The sequence below is a fragment of the Streptococcus mitis genome, from assembly GCF_946190325.1.
Lineage (GTDB): Bacteria > Bacillota > Bacilli > Lactobacillales > Streptococcaceae > Streptococcus > Streptococcus mitis_CF.
Window position 1 is genome coordinate 49968 of sequence record NZ_CAMHZR010000003.1, and the last position, 16565, is coordinate 66532.

Annotated in this window: 15 protein-coding genes and 1 pseudogene; 2 read left to right on the forward strand and 14 right to left on the reverse strand. The window is 41.9% G+C overall.

Translation table 11 applies throughout. The annotated features are described in order from the left end of the window. Positions 1-75: 75 nt before the first annotated feature. On the reverse strand, positions 76-4995 hold the full coding sequence (locus N8M95_RS05415) for an endo-beta-N-acetylglucosaminidase (protein ID WP_390897294.1): 4920 nt from the start codon (positions 4993-4995) through the stop codon (positions 76-78). Between the two features lie 291 nt (positions 4996-5286). Further along, positions 5287-5349, reverse strand: a pseudogene (locus N8M95_RS09365) (YSIRK-type signal peptide-containing protein); the annotation flags it as partial. Between the two features lie 303 nt (positions 5350-5652). On the opposite strand from N8M95_RS09365, the gene N8M95_RS05420 reads away from it, so the two are divergent. Beyond that, positions 5653-7284, forward strand: coding sequence for a Na/Pi cotransporter family protein (locus tag N8M95_RS05420; RefSeq protein WP_049499742.1), 1632 nt, complete (start codon positions 5653-5655; stop codon positions 7282-7284). 97 nt (positions 7285-7381) lie between these two features. Here N8M95_RS05420 and N8M95_RS05425 read toward each other — a convergent pair whose 3' ends face one another. Both N8M95_RS05425 and pepA read right to left on the reverse strand, forming a co-directional pair. Further along, positions 7382-7678 (reverse strand): bacteriocin immunity family protein, encoded by a 297-nt coding sequence (locus N8M95_RS05425; protein ID WP_084861910.1) that lies wholly within the window; start codon positions 7676-7678, stop codon positions 7382-7384. Between the two features lie 21 nt (positions 7679-7699). Further along, positions 7700-8764: a glutamyl aminopeptidase gene (gene pepA / locus N8M95_RS05430; RefSeq protein ID WP_000209170.1), complete on the reverse strand. Its 1065-nt coding sequence runs from the start codon at positions 8762-8764 to the stop codon at positions 7700-7702. A 294-nt stretch (positions 8765-9058) separates the two neighbouring features. Between pepA and galE the strand changes: the two genes are divergently transcribed. Further along, complete coding sequence (gene galE, locus N8M95_RS05435; protein ID WP_033687339.1) at positions 9059-10057, forward strand: UDP-glucose 4-epimerase GalE; 999 nt, start codon at positions 9059-9061, stop codon at positions 10055-10057. Between the two features lie 96 nt (positions 10058-10153). Here galE and yidD read toward each other — a convergent pair whose 3' ends face one another. The 10 genes from yidD to N8M95_RS05485 all read right to left on the reverse strand — a co-directional run bounded on the left by yidD (position 10154) and on the right by N8M95_RS05485 (position 16311). After that, positions 10154-10390, reverse strand: coding sequence for a membrane protein insertion efficiency factor YidD (yidD, locus tag N8M95_RS05440; protein ID WP_061759315.1), 237 nt, complete (start codon positions 10388-10390; stop codon positions 10154-10156). Then, a complete protein-coding gene (locus tag N8M95_RS05445; RefSeq protein WP_001222228.1) occupies positions 10390-11112 on the reverse strand; it encodes a pseudouridine synthase in 723 nt (240 codons plus the stop codon). The genes yidD and N8M95_RS05445 overlap by 1 nt, the downstream gene beginning before the upstream one ends. Next, the gene (scpB, locus tag N8M95_RS05450) at positions 11099-11668 is read right to left on the reverse strand and encodes an SMC-Scp complex subunit ScpB (RefSeq protein WP_261116758.1); all 570 of its coding nucleotides are present in this window, start codon (positions 11666-11668) and stop codon (positions 11099-11101) included. Before scpB ends, N8M95_RS05445 begins: the two co-directional genes overlap by 14 nt. Before the next feature lie 18 nt (positions 11669-11686). Continuing rightward, the gene (locus N8M95_RS05455; protein WP_033681311.1) at positions 11687-12415 is read right to left on the reverse strand and encodes a segregation/condensation protein A; all 729 of its coding nucleotides are present in this window, start codon (positions 12413-12415) and stop codon (positions 11687-11689) included. Beyond that, the gene (gene xerD / locus N8M95_RS05460; RefSeq protein ID WP_314725964.1) at positions 12415-13149 is read right to left on the reverse strand and encodes a site-specific tyrosine recombinase XerD; all 735 of its coding nucleotides are present in this window, start codon (positions 13147-13149) and stop codon (positions 12415-12417) included. Before xerD ends, N8M95_RS05455 begins: the two co-directional genes overlap by 1 nt. Then, positions 13146-13607 (reverse strand): cyclic-di-AMP-binding protein CbpB, encoded by a 462-nt coding sequence (gene cbpB / locus N8M95_RS05465; RefSeq protein ID WP_020903098.1) that lies wholly within the window; start codon positions 13605-13607, stop codon positions 13146-13148. Before cbpB ends, xerD begins: the two co-directional genes overlap by 4 nt. Next, complete coding sequence (locus N8M95_RS05470; protein ID WP_001118952.1) at positions 13604-14125, reverse strand: metallophosphoesterase; 522 nt, start codon at positions 14123-14125, stop codon at positions 13604-13606. Before N8M95_RS05470 ends, cbpB begins: the two co-directional genes overlap by 4 nt. After that, entirely contained in the window at positions 14101-15111 is a 1011-nt protein-coding gene (locus N8M95_RS05475; RefSeq protein ID WP_390897292.1) for a nucleoside-triphosphate diphosphatase, read from the reverse strand. Before N8M95_RS05475 ends, N8M95_RS05470 begins: the two co-directional genes overlap by 25 nt. Further along, complete coding sequence (gene racE / locus N8M95_RS05480) at positions 15069-15863, reverse strand: glutamate racemase (RefSeq protein ID WP_033684754.1); 795 nt, start codon at positions 15861-15863, stop codon at positions 15069-15071. Before racE ends, N8M95_RS05475 begins: the two co-directional genes overlap by 43 nt. A 199-nt stretch (positions 15864-16062) precedes the next feature. Further along, positions 16063-16311 (reverse strand): YneF family protein, encoded by a 249-nt coding sequence (locus tag N8M95_RS05485; protein WP_000364990.1) that lies wholly within the window; start codon positions 16309-16311, stop codon positions 16063-16065. Positions 16312-16565 lie beyond the last annotated feature (254 nt).

Sequence of the window (16565 nt, forward strand, 5' to 3'; positions counted from 1 at the left end):
TTTATTTATTTTATTCGAAACTATTATATCACACTTTGGAAATATAAGGAAAGATTTCACAAGATTTTTCGATATTTAATCTTCATCTTCTTTTTTCTGTTTCAATGTCAAGGCTAAACTAGCAAGACCAAGGCTTGCCAATCCTGCTATTAGGGCTTCATTGGCATCAGCAGTTCCTGTATTTGGCAATTGCTTGCTTGCTTCTTCTGATTTAACTGCTGTATTTTGGGCTGGTTTTTCTTGTGTAGGCGCTACTGCTGGTTCAGTTTTTACTTTTGTTCCAATTTCAACAATTTCTGGAATCGCCTCTTGGATGACTTCTGTCGAACGAAGACGACGCTGACCGTTTTCATCAACTTCAAAGACATGTCTCAACAGACCATCTCGTCCCTGTATGATGACTCGTTGTTCCCCAACTAGCATACCAGCATTTTCATGCTCTTGACGATCAAAGGCAACCTTTTCCTCTTGAACTTCCAATTTAGGAGCCTTTTGTTGATCAAAAGCCGGTTGATTAGTAGGTTTTGGAAGGTCTGTGTTTTGTGGTGCTGGATTGGCAGGAATGAGACCAGTACCTACTTCTACGATTTCAGGGCTTGCTTCTTTCAAAACTTCTGTAGCGCGAAGGGTACGATTGCCTTGACTATCTACTTCAATCAAACGGCGAATTTGTCCTTCAACTCCTTCTTGGACAAGTTGACGTTGACCGACTGTAAGATTTGGATTTGGACGTTCTTGGTGTTCGAAGACAATACTTGTCTCTTCAATTTCTAATTTTGGAGTATCCACAACCAAATTCTTGACACCTTCAGTTGGTTCCTTGCTTGAAATAACTTTTTCTACTGGTTTAGCAGGTTGTGGTTTTTCAGCAGATTCATAAACAAAGGCATAATGAGTAAAGTGTGGTGCTGTAAAGATAACATGACTATCCGTTTGTTCAAAAGCCAATTCTACTGCCTCTTTGCCTTCAGGTAAGAAGAAGACTTTCTTCACTTTCTTATCTTTTTCAATTGGAATTTTCACAATAGAAGCGTAAGAGAGATCAACATCTTGACCTTTTTCATCTAGACCTTCTATTTCAAAGACATGTGCATCTTCTCCAGCAAAGTATTTCTTCTCTTCAGCACTTGCTTGAACACGCTCTACTTTCAAGCCCTTGATGATAGTCTTCTCTTTATTTGAGAAGTGTACTTCAACACCTGTTTTACTATCAGAAAAGACTGCTGGCTTGTCTTCTTTCAATAAAGCAACTAGATCTTTTAGACTCTGTTTCGCTGTTGCAAGCTCTTCTGGGCTCAAATCTACTTTTTCAACCAAGGCCTTGTTTTTCTCAAGAAGAGGAGCTAGGGCAGAACCTGAAGGATGGTTTGGTTTTGAAGCTAAGAGTTCTTGAGCTTCACCTGTTAAGCGATCGAGTTCAGTCTTTTCTTCCGTAAATTTCTCTTGACCATTCAGAGCTTTATGAGCTTCTGTCAATTTATTAAGTCGGTCATTGACTTGATCTTGGGTGCTAGTTTCATGGTCTTTCAACACTTGTTCGGCCGCTTCAATTGCTTTCAAGAAGGCTTCTTTTACTTCTGGCGAAGCAAAGTTATAGACCACCTTGTTCTTAGCCGCTTCAACTTCTGCTAATTTTTGTTTAAGGTACTCATCGTTCAATGCTGCTTTTGGAGATACCAAAACATCAAAGTTGACTTCATGACCTTGGTAACGAAGCGTCAAGGTTTGACGACCAGTCTTTTGAGCATCGTAACCAGAAATTTCAACTCCCTCATCAGTAAAGGAATGTTCTTCCATAGTATCATTGCTATAAGCCACTGCAAAGCGTCCTTCAGACAAGTCTAAGCTATCACCAACTAGGTAATCTTTTTTCGGTTCCTGACTTACTTCAATTCCCAAAATAGTTTTCGGACTTGCTTCATCTTGACTAGTAACAGTTACTGATAAATTAGCATGTACCGGTTGCCCCAAATATTGTAAAGTAAGATTTTGTTCTCCCTTATGATGCGTATCAAAACCTGATACTGATACACCCGCGTGAGTTAGGCGAATAAGTTCGTCCTCAGCTCCACCTTCGTACTGAACTCGAAGAACACCACCTCTAAGGTCCAAATCCTCCCCTTCGGCGTAGCTTGTTTTCTTAGGTCCTGTTTCTAGGCTGACTGACTTGATTCTTCTGTCATCTTTTGGAACAGAAACTGCTAGGACATTACTAATTTCCTTACCTGGTAACTGGGTACGATAGTAAAGAAGACCAGATTGATTTGTCAAATCCAATGGTGAACTTGCTAGGTCACCTCCAACTTCGCTCTTCAAAGTTGCAAGAGGAGTTTGAGAATTTGGATTGTCATAAACGGTAATGGTTGCTCCAGCTGGCACGTCCGCAAAGCCAACTTGTACCTTGTTATTGCCTAGAGAACGGGCTGCAGCCTTGGCCATCGGAATATTGACACTTTCAGTATCAAGCTTTTCATACATTTTCCAGTTATAGATACGAATCGCCTTCCATGGAGTTCCATTGTCAGAAGTGACAACATTCAAGCGCCAATCTTGAGCTGTGATTGGTTTATCAAGGGTAATATCTGTAACATGGGCTTTATTGCCACGAACTTCCTTAGCCAATTTCCATTGACCATCCGCATCTTTATAATAAAGGTCAAAGTCTTTGGTGTTCATCAAACCGTCGTTTACAGATTCTCCACCAGCTCCAGCATGGTCCATCACCCATCTAACAACTGTACGTGGCTGGGTCAAACGAATATCCACACTACCACTTAACTGTCCAGAAGACCACTTGTCTGAAAGACTGGTAATGGTACCATTCAACATACCTTCAATACCTTCTCCACCTTCAGTCTTAGGGAAAGTACTATCAATAACTGTTGCACCTGGAACGATATTTTCAGCTAGTGGTTTTGGTAGGCTGGTATCTTTTACAGTCATGCCCCAATCAAAGGTTGTGGTTGCAGCTTCTGAACGAACCCCATTTTTACCGACTGCTACAACCTTCAGTTCTTGAGTTGTACCCTGAGCACTTGCTGAACGGCTAACTTTTGGTAGATAAATCGTTGTAGAAGATGAACCAGTTAGTAATTTCCAGCTGTCTCCATCTTTTTCGTAAACTTCATAGAAATCTGCATCCTTGTTGCCTTTAAATTGCACAACTGCTTCCGCTTCTTGGGCATTTTTAAGGACTTGTTTGGCTACAGCTACTGTGGTTGGTGCCTGTGGAGCATCTTGATTATTGCTGATGGTCAATTGCCCCAGGTTAAATTGATAACCTTTTAAATCTTTATCATTTTCAAAATAGAGTTTAATACCGTAAATTGTTTTACCTGCCAAGGCACTCAAATCAAAATCATCGGTAGTCCAGTTATCTGAAACTGTCAATTCTTTACGGGCAGCTTCATCACCGTAGGTATAATCTTTCTTGGTTGCAAATTCTACATAAACCTTGCTCCCTTTGCCTCCTTTGTGGGCAACATGTAATTTGGTTGTATCTGTCACCTTCAAGCGAGTAGAGTACAAATTAACATCTTGCTTGGTCGCACCTGAAAGATCCCCTGCAAATTTGAGAGAAGTTCCACCATTATAAGCATCTTCAAAATCATAGCTTGCTTTCAACTTATCGCCAGTTGATTTTTGCCACCAGCGCCATGTTGGAAGAACACCTGAAACTGAACGGTAATTCCACTCAGAATCCTTAGAAACCTTACCATCTACGAACCATTTTCTACCATGACCTGTATTAAAAGAAGTAGTAAAAGTATTACCTACTGCTGGCGTACGGTCCGCAACTAGGTTAGCAATCCCATACCAATCTTTATCACCTGGTTTTTGGCCAGTAGGATCACCTTGATAACCTGTAAAGAAGATATCTTCATTCTTATGATAATCTTCACCAGTTTTTCCTAAACTTGTAATGGTATCTGGGGCGAACAAACCAAGAGAAAGGCGCAATTTCCCATTTTCATCTAAAATGTCATTCCATTTGACCTTGGTCTTGTAGGAACCACCCTGTTGCAATTCCAAACCTGCAAATACGTCATAAGGATTACGGCCAATCCAGTTGGCAGTTGTAATAGTGTAATCATTCTTAGCCTTATCCCAGTTAAAGTTAGCAAAGAAGTTATCTGCTGGAACCTTATCTCCTTCTGGTTGCATGAATTGGTAGTTGTATTCTCCCAAACCATCTTGGTGGTAACGTCCATAGTTATAAGTCATGGCATCGTACCAAGAATACTTGATTGGATGGTTTACCTTAGCAGCATATTCCTTGGTATAGAGCATAAACTGGCGCATCTTTTCTCCAAGAGGTTCAACCAAATCTCCAGTTGTTTCCTGGTTGATGAAATAGCCATCATAGCCATAATACTTGGCCATATCTACCAATTTACGGGCAATTGGGAAGCTACCATCTGCGTCTTGCTTCAAAGCTTCAGCGAATTTTTCTTGATCTGCAATACTATTAGACCAGTTAAAGAAGAGTGTACCATATACAGGAACCCCGTTACGGTGACCTGCATCAATAACGTCAGGAGTTGGAACAAGACCTTCCCAGAAGACCATTGAATCTAGATATTGCCAATAGTCAAAAGCATAGGCCTTGAACTCTTCTCCACCAACAGAAGCATGGTCTTTTGCTTTAGAATTGGTGTTGGATAGAGCTTGAACTTTTGCTTCCTTGCTAGCTTTTTCATTGACCAAATGACCTGTCCGACGTGGAGCGAGGGCAACAGAGCCGCGGTTGATGGCATCATCTTCACGAGCACCGGGTTCCCATTTCAACAATTCTTCCCAAGAATTAAATTTGATTTCCTTTGGTTTTAATGTTTTTTCTGTATTTTTAGGGACATCTGGCTGGACTTCTTTTTCAATCTTATTAGCTTCTGCTGCTGGCTTAGACTCATCTCCTTGGCTAGTTGCTTCAGGCTTTGCTTCTATTTCCTTGTCAGACTTAGGTTTTGCTTCTACAGATGATGTTTCTGCAGCCACCTCACTTGGTTTTTCCTCTGGTTTAGCTACGCTTACTGCCTCTGTAGTTTCAGTAGTTGCAGCTTCATTGTTTGCTGGCGAAGCAGTTTCAGATGCTGTCGCTACTCCTTCTGCCTTTTCTAACTTATTTTCTCTAGCATGTTCTCCTTCATGTTGCTTGTCAGCTTCATTAGTTGGATGCTCACTCTCTCCTGAAACAAGCCCTGTATTGGCTCCTCTATTTTCAGGGACTGCAGTTTCTTCAGCCAAGGCTGGGCCAGCAAATAAAACAGCCCCAATCATCAGCGAGCAGGCTCCTACTGACAACTTACGAATACTGTAACGACAACGTCTTTCAAAAAATGGATTCTTCATTTTCTCCTCCTAAAAGATTGATTTTGTTACATAAAAGAAAGCGCTTAACTTTCTTTATAAAATTTTTATCCCAATCACAGGGACCAAGATAATACCTCCCTCATTTTAAAATATTTCTTTTAAATGTCAATATATAAAAGGAAATACCTATATCTAGGTTAGAAATTGGTAAAATTAATATAATTAAGGCCCATTCTAACGAATTTTCTTTCTAAAATCTTAGCTTAACACTTGTTAGATTTACTTTTATCCTTTAAAATAGAATAGGAGAAATTCCGTTATTATTTTTCGGAGGAAAAAGAAATGTCCATTAATTGGCAGGAAATTTTATTTCACTTTTTAGGTGGTCTAGGATTATTCTTATATAGTATCAAGACCATGGGAGACGGTTTGCAACAAGCTGCTGGAGATCGCCTTCGTTTTTACATTGACAAATATACCAGCAATCCGTTCTTCGGTGTGCTAGTTGGTATCGGTATGACGGCACTAATTCAGTCAAGTTCTGGTGTCACAGTCATTACAGTGGGGCTAGTCAGCGCAGGACTTTTGACCTTGCGTCAAGCTATCGGTATTGTCATGGGTGCCAATATTGGAACTACCGTTACATCCTTTATCATCGGTTTTAAGCTAGGAGATTACGCCTTACCAATGCTTTTCATCGGAGCGATTTGTCTCTTCTTCACCAAGAATCGCTCTATCAATAACATCGGACGTATCATTTTTGGTGTAGGTGGTATCTTCTTCGCTCTCAATCTTATGAGCGGTGCAATGGAACCTCTAAAAGACCTGCAAGTCTTTAGAGACTATATGGTTGAACTAAGCAAGAGTCCTATTCTAGGTGTCTTTGTCGGAACTGGACTAACCCTACTCATTCAAGCTTCTTCCGCAACTATCGGTATCCTACAGAATCTTTACGCAAGTGGTTTGATTGATCTACAAGGTGCCCTACCAGTCTTGTTTGGTGATAATATCGGAACGACCATTACAGCTATTATTGCTTCTCTTGGAGCCAATATCGCTGCCAAACGTGTTGCTGGTGCCCATGTCGCCTTTAACGTGATTGGTACGGTTATCTGTATTGTCTTCCTTGTACCTTTCACTGGCTTGATTCAATGGTTTGAATCTACACTCAATCTGGCTCCAGAAATGACCATTGCCTTCGCCCACGGAACCTTTAATATCACAAATACTATTATCCAATTTCCATTCATCGGAGCCTTGGCTTACTTTGTAACCAAGCTCATCCCTGGTGAAGACGAAGTTGTCAAGTACGAGCCACTTTATCTTGATGAGCATTTGATTAAACAAGCTCCATCAATCGCTCTCGGAAATGCCAAAAAAGAACTCCTTCACTTGGGAAATTATGCTTCTAAAGCCTTTGACCTTTCATACAACTACATCATTGACCTTAATGAAAAGGTTGCTGAAAAAGGCCACAAGACAGAAGAAGCCATCAATACCATTGATGAAAAATTGACTCGTTACCTTATTACCCTTTCAAGTGAAGCCCTTAGCCAGAAAGAAAGTGAAGTGCTCACCAACATCCTGGATTCATCCCGTGATTTGGAACGGATTGGGGACCACGCAGAAGCCCTAATCAATCTGACTGACTACCTTCAACGTAAAAATGTCGAGTTCTCTGAAGCTGCTTTACAGGAATTGGCTGATATCTATCAAAAAACCACTGGCTTTATCAAGGATGCCCTTGATAGCGTGGAAAACAATGATATTGAAAAAGCTCAAAGTCTGATTGAACGCCATAAAGAAATCAACAATATGGAACGTGTTCTCAGAAAGACCCACATCAAACGCCTCAACAAGGGCGAGTGTTCAACGCAAGCTGGGGTCAACTTTATCGACATCATTTCCCACTATACTCGTGTATCTGACCATGCTATGAATCTAGCTGAAAAGGTCATCGCTGAACAAATCTAAGAACCAAGAAGCTATCCTAAATAGGATGGCTTTTTTCTTTTCCTAACCAAGAATTGCTTTTCTAACATATAGAAAAATGCTTTGATTCACAATGGAATCAAAGCATTTTAAAGAGCTCCCCATACATAATCGCAGAAGCCGCAGTTCCTCTGTACTTGGATTCTTCTCTTTTGATAAAGCGAGCCAAGTTGAGCAACTCAGGTGCCGGATGTTTGGGATTTAGGAGCAATTCACGATTGACCAGGCCTGAGAGACGAACTGACAGCAATTGCTCATTTGTAGTAGGCAGTTTTTTAGCAGTCTCTAGGAGAGCAGCAACTAAATCTTCACTCAAATCATGTCGAGCATGATTGTAAAGATCTTTTATAAGGCTTTCTAGGTTTGGTTCTACCATCCCTACCACCTCCCTTATGGTTTAATAATTTTTAATCAAATCAACCGTTGAACGATCCAATTTCTTCACCAAGGCTTGCAAGAAAGCTTGAGCTTCTAAGAAGTCATCCATAGCGTAGAGGGTTTGATGAGAATGGATATAACGAGCGCAAACACCGATTGTTGTTGATGGGACACCACCATTTTTCAGATGAGCTGCGCCAGCGTCTGTTCCGCCTTTACCACAGTAGTATTGGTACTTGATACCAGCTTCTTCAGCCGTTGTCAAAAGGAAATCCTTCATCCCTGGGAGAAGCAAGTGACCTGGGTCGTAGAAACGAATCAAGGTTCCATCTCCAATCTTGCCTTGACCGCCATAAACATCACCAGCAGGTGAGCAGTCAACTGCTAGGAAAACTTCTGGGTCAAACTTAGTTGTGGAAGTATGAGCACCACGAAGACCAACTTCTTCTTGGACGTTAGAGCCAAGATAGAGTTCATTGCCAAGTTTTTGACCTGACAGAGCTTCTGCTAACTCACTAACCATGAGCACACCGTAGCGGTTGTCCCAAGCTTTTGAGATGATATTTTTTTCATTGGCTGTCAAGATTGCAGAACTATCTGGTACGATGGTATCGCCAGGACGGATGCCAAAGCTTTCTGCCTCAGCCTTATCCGCAAAACCGCCATCAAAGACGATATCTGCAATAGCTGGCATAGTTGGTCCACCCTTTCCACGTGTCAAATGTGGCGGAACAGAACCCGAAATCACAGGAATTTCACGACCGTCACGAGTCAAGAGTTTGAAACGTTGGCTACTAACCACCATGGGGTTCCAGCCACCGATTTCAACGACACGGAAGGTACCATCTGGCTTAATCTCGCTGACCATAAAACCAACTTCATCCATATGAGAAGCGACCAAGACGCGCGGTGCATCTGCAGCTTCTGAATGTTTAATTCCGAAAATACCACCCAAGCCATCTGTCACCACTTCATCCACGTGCGGTGTCAACTTTTCACGAAGATAAGCACGGACAGGTGCTTCATGACCTGAGATCGCAGCAAGTTCTGTTACTTCTTTGATTTTTGAAAATAATGTTGTCATTTAAGTTCCTTCTTTCTTTCATCCATTTTACCACTTTTTATAGGAGAAGGATAGCGGGAAGGTAGATTTCTAAATTAGTATCTTAGTCTTACTGTACCTTAGAAAAAGCTTGTATTTTCTTGCATGTGATGTGAAATCTAAGAACTATTCCAAGACCAACCAAACTATTAATTCCCAAACAAAAAACAATTCAATACTATATTTGTTTAGTTTTTTTATGAAATTTGCAGAAAATAGTTGACTTTGCCTTCTTATTTCTTTAAAATAGTACAAAACTAGGAAAAGGAAAAAATCATGACCAAAACAATTCTTGTTACAGGTGGGGCTGGCTACATTGGCTCCCATACCGTTAAAGCTCTTTTAAATGCTGGCTATCAGGTACATGTTCTAGATAATCTCTCTACAGGAAATCGTTCGGCTGTGGATAGTCGTGCTAGCTTTAAGCAACTAGATGTTTATGATTCTAGTGCTCTAAAAGCTTACTTAGAAGAAAATAAGATTGATGCTGTTCTTCATTGTGCAGGTGAAATTGTTGTGAGCGAAAGTATTGAAAACCCAAGTAAATACTTCACTGCCAATGTTGCGGGTATGAACCAAGTTCTCAAAGTCTTATCTGAAGTTGGCATTCAAAAAATCATGTTCTCTTCGACTGCTTCCCTCTATGGTAATAACTGTATTGACAAGCCAGCAACTGAAGATACCCTGCTCGACCCTGTCAATCCTTATGCAGAGACAAAACTGATGGGTGAACGAATGATTTACTGGATGGCCAATCGCTACGACTGGAAATATGTCATTTTCCGTTACTTTAATGTTGCTGGAGCTGAAATGGATGCTTCAAACGGTCTGCGAGTGAAAAATCCAACTCATATCATTCCCAACATCAACAAGACCGCATTGGGACAAAATGATAGCCTGAAAATATTTGGAGATGACTATGATACACGTGATGGTTCATGTATTCGAGATTACATTCATGTCTTGGACCTTGCACAGGCTCATGTTAAAGGAATGAACTACCTATTTCAAGAAGACAGTTCTTCTCAAATCTTTAACTTAGGAACTGAAAAAGGCTATACCGTCAAAGAAATCTTTAAAACTGCTGAAGAATTACTGAATCAAAAAATACCACACGAAATTGTTGCTCGTCGTGCTGGTGACCCAGCTAGCGTCCTAGCAGACGCATCAAAAGCTAAAAAATATCTTGATTGGAAGGCTAGCTACTCCCTCGAAGATATTATTTTATCAGATTATCGTTGGCGTGTTAAAGAAGGCAAAAACATTTTGGAATAAATAGCAGAAACATCAATAATAAATAAAAACACAGATAGATGGAACTTGATAAAGACCAAGTATCATCTATCTGTGTTTTATACATTAGAATCCAATTTATTTTGAATTTCTCTTTAAAGAAAAATGGTCTGGGACGGGGTCCTTACCTGTTTTCGACCAGGGATGGCAACGTAAAATCCGAGCCAAGCCCATCAAAACACCCTTGAAGCCATGTTTTTCAATAGCCTGAATCATGTAGTTTGAACAAGTTGGCTCAAAGCGACAAGAGGGGGGAAAGGCTGGCGAGATAAACCGTTGGTAAAAGCGCACAGGCGCTATTAAAATTCGTTTCATTATTTCTTGGTTACAGCCATGGTGTGTAGTTGGCTGATTTCTTTTTTATTAAGACGACGGGATTCTCCTGGACGGAGTCCTGTTAAGTCTAGATGTCCGAAACGAGTTCGTGATAACTTGTCCACTTGAAGACCGACAGCTTCAAACATCTTTTTAACCTGGTGGTTACGCCCTTCATGGATAGTCAACTGCACCACAGAGCGGTTTTTGACTGGATCCACTTTGAGAATCTCATAGACAGCCGGCTTGGTTTTCTTACCATCAATCTCAAGTCCACGGGTCAAGGGGCGGAGATTATCCTTATTGGCCACACCTTTAACACGCGCGACATAAACCTTGTCAATCTCATTACGAGGGTGAATCATTTCATCCGTAAAATCCCCATCATTGGTCAAAATCAAGACTCCTGATGTATCCCAGTCCAAACGACCTACAGGGTAGATGCGCTCTTTCACGTTGGGCAAGAGGTCCACAACAGTCTTGCGGCCCTTGTCATCTGTCACACTGGAAATCACACCGCGTGGTTTGTTAAGCAGATAATAGACCTTTTCTTCGTTGTAGATAGGTTGACCTTCAACTTCGACCTTGTCACCTGACTTGATGGTCGTTGCTAGTTCACGTACCACTTGGCCGTTAACCGTCACCAAGCCTTGCTTGATCAACTCTTCTGCTTTTCTCCTACTGGCCACACCTGCGTGGGCAATATACTTATTGATTCTCATCTTCTTCTATCCTTTCACCAAATAATTGGCTTTCTTGGGCTTGAATCTCAAGCTCATCAATCACTGGTAATTCTTCCAAATGGTTAATTCCCATGTAATCTAGGAAATAATCCGTAGTCACATAGAGGTTGGGGCGACCCAACACTTCTTTTTTCCCGTCTTCTCGTATCAAGTCAAAGGCCTGCAACTTTGCCAAGGCCCCACTCGAGTTGACACCACGGATGGCATCAATTTCTATCCGCGTAATCGGCTGCTTGTAGGCAATGATGGACAAGGTCTCAAGGGCAGCCCGAGACAAACTCTGGTTGATGGGCGCCTTAGAGTATTCCTTCAAAATCTCAGCAAATTGAGGCTTGGTCACCAATCTATAAGCACCACCCGTCTCAATCAGAGCCAAACTGGAATCTGGGTCCTTTTCATACTTATGGGCTAATTTTTCTAAACTCTGTTGGATGCCTGTCGGGGGAAGCGATAGGAGTTCAGCCAACTGGCGGACTCTAATCCCATCTTCACCCGCTACAAACAAGAGCGCTTCTATTTTTGCTAAAGTACTCATCTTTCCTCTCTATCAAGTCTAGCTTTGGGCCACTTGACTTTCTTCCTTCTTTTCCATGAGATAGATATCTCCGAAACTCTCCTCTTGCACGAGGGTCAGCTCCTGGGTTTTGATTAACTCTAGGGTTGCCAAAAAGAGGGTGATGACCTCTTGGAGATTCTGGGCTTCCTTAAACAAATCCTGCAAGCGCAATTGATCTCGTCCAGTCAAGGACTCTTTCACGATAACCATCATGTCCTCAATCTTATACTCATCCCGCAGGATAGTCGTGTGATTCTGTGCAAACTCCTCTTTTTTCTTGGCTAGGATATTTGAAAAAGCCAAAAAGAGGTCAATGGTCGTCTTGTCATGTACAAGCTCCGCATCTTCATAAATCAACTCTGTCGGCGCTTTGGAATAGTGCTGGGCCCGTTCTTGGTGCTTGGCTTCCAAGTGCTCCCCCAAGAGCTTGAACTTGCGATATTCTTCGATTTGAGAGAGGAGATCCTGCTCCAGGTCATCCTCCAAATCGGTTACTTCCGCTACCTTTGGAAGAAGCTTGCGGCTCTTGATCAACATGAGCTGACTGGCCATGACCATGTACTCACCCGTCACTTCCAGACGCATGGCCTGCAGGGTTGAGACATAGGCTAGATACTGTTCGATGACTTCTGTAATGGGTACATCGTAAATATCCATCTGGTACTTAGAAACTAGGTGCAAAAGTAAGTCCAGAGGCCCTTCAAAATCTTTTAATTTAATATCCATTATCTATATTTTTCTAAGGTCAGGACTGTTTTTAATCCTAATTTTTTTGCAATTTCGTACAAATCAACCTTGTTTTCTATTTGTCTTAGAATAAACTGTTCCCGCAAGGCTTGGGCTGACAGAGCTGGAAATCCTTTCTTCTTGACAAAGGCTTCTAGCTGGCGGAAGGCCCACTGACGAGAATAGGCTTTCCCTCCCCTTTCAAAGAGATAGGTCTGGCCCATCAAGGGTTCCAATTCTGAAAGCAAGGTCGTGGGAATGGTGACAATCCTCTGTTGGGAAGCCTTCTTGATTCGCAACACCTGAAAATCCAAATTGATATCTGCAACCTTGAGGGCTAAAATCTCACTCGGCAAAAGTCCTATTTCTAGGATTAAGAGCGCTAGCAAGCGTCCTTCTGGATAATTACTTTCCTGCCAAAAAGAGGCTAAGTCTAACAGTTCTGGTTTTTCGGTCTTCTTTTCAGCTTGTTTGGCTAATTCCAAACGATAAAAACTGTCCACTCCTCCTGTCTGATAGAGGAAATAGAGAAATTGATTACAGGCCGAAATCTTTCGCTTCTGGGCGCTGATTTTTAGATTGGCTAGCTGGGCTTGGTAAATCTTGAGACTAGTCTCCGAAATCCGCTCGCCCACAATGTCTAAAAATTGCTCCAAATCATACTTATAGGACTGCTTGGAATTGGCAGACAAACCCTGCTTTTCCTCTAAAAAGGTTGAAATCCTGTCTCTCATTTGCATCGAATCTCATATTCCTTACTAAAGTCATGCAAGAGGGCATTGACTGCCTTGAGGATAGATTTGCGAGTGATAATTCCTTGGAAAATCCCTGACGCATCCACAACTGGCAAGAAGGACTCATCTACCAACTTGTGCAAGACCTCCGTAATGGTAAAATCAGGCGAGACGACCGCTACGTCCGTTCTCGTCATATGAACGATATCCGTATCTGCCATGATTTCTTGACTCAAGTCATGCTCCATCTGATAAGCCATAATATCTCTGAGCCCAATCGTCCCAACAAACTGTTTTTCATCTGTCACAACAGGAACACGGGTATAGGTCATCTGACTGAGCAAGAGGGTAGCGTGATCCGCATTGTGGGTATCAATCAACACAGCCAGATTTTTAGCAGGAGTCAAAAATGTTTCCTCCTGCCCCAACAAGAAAGTCTCAAACTCCTTGGCAATCATCGGCTAAACTCCTTGGACAAGCCCGGATACACCTCATGGTCTCGTGTCAAAAAGTCCACTTTGAAATAACTGTCATCAATCTCCACACGAGCATAGAGACATTCTCTGATAGTACCACGTGGTTGACTGATAGAGCCTGGATTTAGAAAGAGGGTTTTGCCTTCCATCCAAGCACTTGGCACATGCAAGTGACCATAGAGACAGATATCAGCCTCTTCCTCCTGAGCCCAGTAGTCCAACTTTTGAAAGTTGAAATTAATGTCAAACAAGTGTCCATGAGTTTGGATAATCTTGGTCGAACCAAGCTCAGTCACCAAACGTTCTGGATAGCCAGCGTAGAAGTCCATGTTCCCTTTAACTACACGGATTCCCTCCCAAAGTGGGGAATCAGGACGCAGTTCAGAATCGCCGTTATGAAAAACGGCATCAACTTTGCCTACATAGCGATCACGGATTTCTTCCACAATCAAGCTATCGCCATGAGAATCGCTCATTACAATGATGGTTTGCTTTGCCATGATGGAAATACCTCCAAAAGTTTCTTAACGGCTAAGGCACGGTGAGATTGACTATTTTTTTCTTCAAGGGTTAATTCAGCTGAGGACTTACCTGTCTCCCCTACAAGGAAGAGAGGGTCATAGCCAAAGCCATTTTCACCCTTAGGTTCAAAGTTAATGTAGCCTGGCCAGTCAGCTTCAACAACCAAACTTTCCTTGTTTGGACTGGCTACGACTAGGGTTGTGTGGAACTGAGCCGAACGATCCTTGAGTTCAAAGACCATGGCCAATTCGTGCAAGAGTTTGGCATTGTTTTCACGGTCAGTTGCTCCGACGCCTGCAAAACGAGCCGACCAGACACCAGGCAAACCTCCCAAAACATCAACTTTAAGTCCAGAATCGTCTGCAAGAACCATCTTGCCCGTTAATTGAGAAATGGTTTCTGCCTTGAGACGGGCATTTTCTTCAAAGGTCATGCCTGTTTCTGCTACTTCAGGCAGGTCAGGATAGTCATTGAGATTTTCCACATCGTAGCCTAACTTATCAAAGATAGCTCGGAATTCCTTGGTCTTGCCTTCGTTACGAGTCGCAATCAATAGAGTTTCTCTGACCTTGTTTGTCTCAAAGAAGGCTTCTACATCAACCCCTTCTTTAGGCAATTCTACATGCAGGAGTTGCCCATTTTCAACCAAGAGCAAAGCCCCCTGACGTTGAATGACTTCCAAGTTACGTCCTGCTTCTGCATTTAAAATCTCAACGATAAAAGAGAGCAGACGGAAGTTAGAAGACCAGCGCATCACTGTTATCGTAATCGGAAAGCCATTTTCCTCATCACGAAAAATCCGAGCCAAATCCATAAAATCGAGCTCAAGCGGATCTTTGATGAGGTTGTAGATGCCTCCATAGACATCCCAGACACCAACATACCAGTCCTGGTCATCCTTGTATTCATAAATTTTATTTGTCATAATTCTACATGCTCCACATGAATCTCTTTTTCCAGCCATTCTTCACCGATTTGTGCAAAACTTTGGCTGCTGGCTGTTGTGTAAAAACGGTGATGGAGTGGTCCAGCATCGCGACCACGATTGATTTCAAAATAATTGAGTAAGACTGAAATGTCCCGTACGCACTCCGCCCCACTATCAATGAGCTGAACCTTTGGCCCCATAACATTTTGAATAATGGGTCTGAGAAGCGGATAATGGGTACAGCCCAAAATCAGACTATCCACCTTTCCAACCAAGGGACGCAGGGTTTCATAAACTACTTTCTTGGTGACGCTGGTTGACAGAGCACCCGACTCCACCAAGGGAGCAAACTTGGGACAGGCCAAACTTTCCACTTGTAAGTCCGGATCAAGATCATTAATTTTCTGACGATAAATGTCAGATTGTACCGTCATGGGCGTTCCAATGACTCCGATTTTCCCACCTTGACTGGACTTGATGGCTGCCGAAGCTCCTGGTAAAATCACACCTAGGACAGGAATATCTAGTTGAGCCTTGATTTCTTCCCAGACGACCGCAGTCGCAGTATTACAAGCAATGACAATCATTTTGACATCCTTGGTCAAAAGAAAGTTGACCAACTGCCAAGTATATTCACGAATTTGCTCAGCAGGACGGGGACCATAGGGCGCCCGTGCCGAATCTCCAATATAGACGATTTCTTCATGGGGGAGCTGGCGCATGAGCTCGCGCACAACGGTCAAGCCCCCGACACCCGAATCCAAAAAACCAATTGGTCGATTATCCATACAGTCTTCTTTCTAGTCTTTTTTCTGATTGATAGTTCATTATGATTACTTGTCTTTATGAACTGAAGAACAACTTCATCAACAACTATCTCTCTTAATCATAATCAAATATCAATAGAATGCAAGGAAAAAGTCTCATCCCTTAACCATAGCCAACATAGTGAGAAGTCTGGAACTTTCATCCCAGACTTTTCCTTATTTATTTTTTCTTTTTATTGTTAGCAAGGGCTGCCTTTTGTTGGCGGATGATTTGGTGGTAAACTTGTTGTACCTTAGCTTCGCTTGGTTTTTGACCATTTGCACTCAAAAGAGTACGAACAGCTTCAGCATTCAAACGTGGGTTGTCAGCGAATTCTTTTTCGATTTGCTTACGAACCAAGTACATTCCTCCAAGAGCTCCTCCTAGAAAAGCTAGCACAATCAATACAATTGCTAATAGTAAATCCATCATATTTCTCCTGTTTCTTTTTGAGTCTCTTTCATTATACCACAAACTAGCCACCCTGACTAGTTTGTTTTACGCTTTCAGAGATGAGTAAGCTGTAATTAAAGTTGGCTTATTGTTCTAGTCAAAACTAGAAAGAATATAAAAAATACACTCCCTTACTATTCGTTTCCTCCACTTTTTTAATACAAAACAATATCAAATATATATCCTTCTCAAATCCTCTTGACAACACTTCATTAGCTGGTAAAATTAGA

Excerpts from the sequence above, each read along its gene's own strand:
- N8M95_RS05420 (WP_049499742.1), top strand. The coding sequence starts at position 5,653 with ATGTCCATTAATTGGCAGGAAATTTTATTTCACTTTTTAGGTGGTCTA.
- N8M95_RS05425 (WP_084861910.1), bottom strand. The coding sequence starts at position 7,678 with ATGGTAGAACCAAACCTAGAAAGCCTTATAAAAGATCTTTACAATCAT.
- pepA (WP_000209170.1), bottom strand. The coding sequence starts at position 8,764 with ATGACAACATTATTTTCAAAAATCAAAGAAGTAACAGAACTTGCTGCG.
- galE (WP_033687339.1), top strand. The coding sequence starts at position 9,059 with ATGACCAAAACAATTCTTGTTACAGGTGGGGCTGGCTACATTGGCTCC.
- yidD (WP_061759315.1), bottom strand. The coding sequence starts at position 10,390 with ATGAAACGAATTTTAATAGCGCCTGTGCGCTTTTACCAACGGTTTATC.
- N8M95_RS05445 (WP_001222228.1), bottom strand. The coding sequence starts at position 11,112 with ATGAGAATCAATAAGTATATTGCCCACGCAGGTGTGGCCAGTAGGAGA.
- scpB (WP_261116758.1), bottom strand. The coding sequence starts at position 11,668 with ATGAGTACTTTAGCAAAAATAGAAGCGCTCTTGTTTGTAGCGGGTGAA.
- N8M95_RS05455 (WP_033681311.1), bottom strand. The coding sequence starts at position 12,415 with ATGGATATTAAATTAAAAGATTTTGAAGGGCCTCTGGACTTACTTTTG.
- xerD (WP_314725964.1), bottom strand. The coding sequence starts at position 13,149 with ATGAGAGACAGGATTTCAACCTTTTTAGAGGAAAAGCAGGGTTTGTCT.
- cbpB (WP_020903098.1), bottom strand. The coding sequence starts at position 13,607 with ATGATTGCCAAGGAGTTTGAGACTTTCTTGTTGGGGCAGGAGGAAACA.
- N8M95_RS05470 (WP_001118952.1), bottom strand. The coding sequence starts at position 14,125 with ATGGCAAAGCAAACCATCATTGTAATGAGCGATTCTCATGGCGATAGC.
- N8M95_RS05475 (WP_390897292.1), bottom strand. The coding sequence starts at position 15,111 with ATGGCTGGAAAAAGAGATTCATGTGGAGCATGTAGAATTATGACAAAT.
- racE (WP_033684754.1), bottom strand. The coding sequence starts at position 15,863 with ATGGATAATCGACCAATTGGTTTTTTGGATTCGGGTGTCGGGGGCTTG.
- N8M95_RS05485 (WP_000364990.1), bottom strand. The coding sequence starts at position 16,311 with ATGGATTTACTATTAGCAATTGTATTGATTGTGCTAGCTTTTCTAGGA.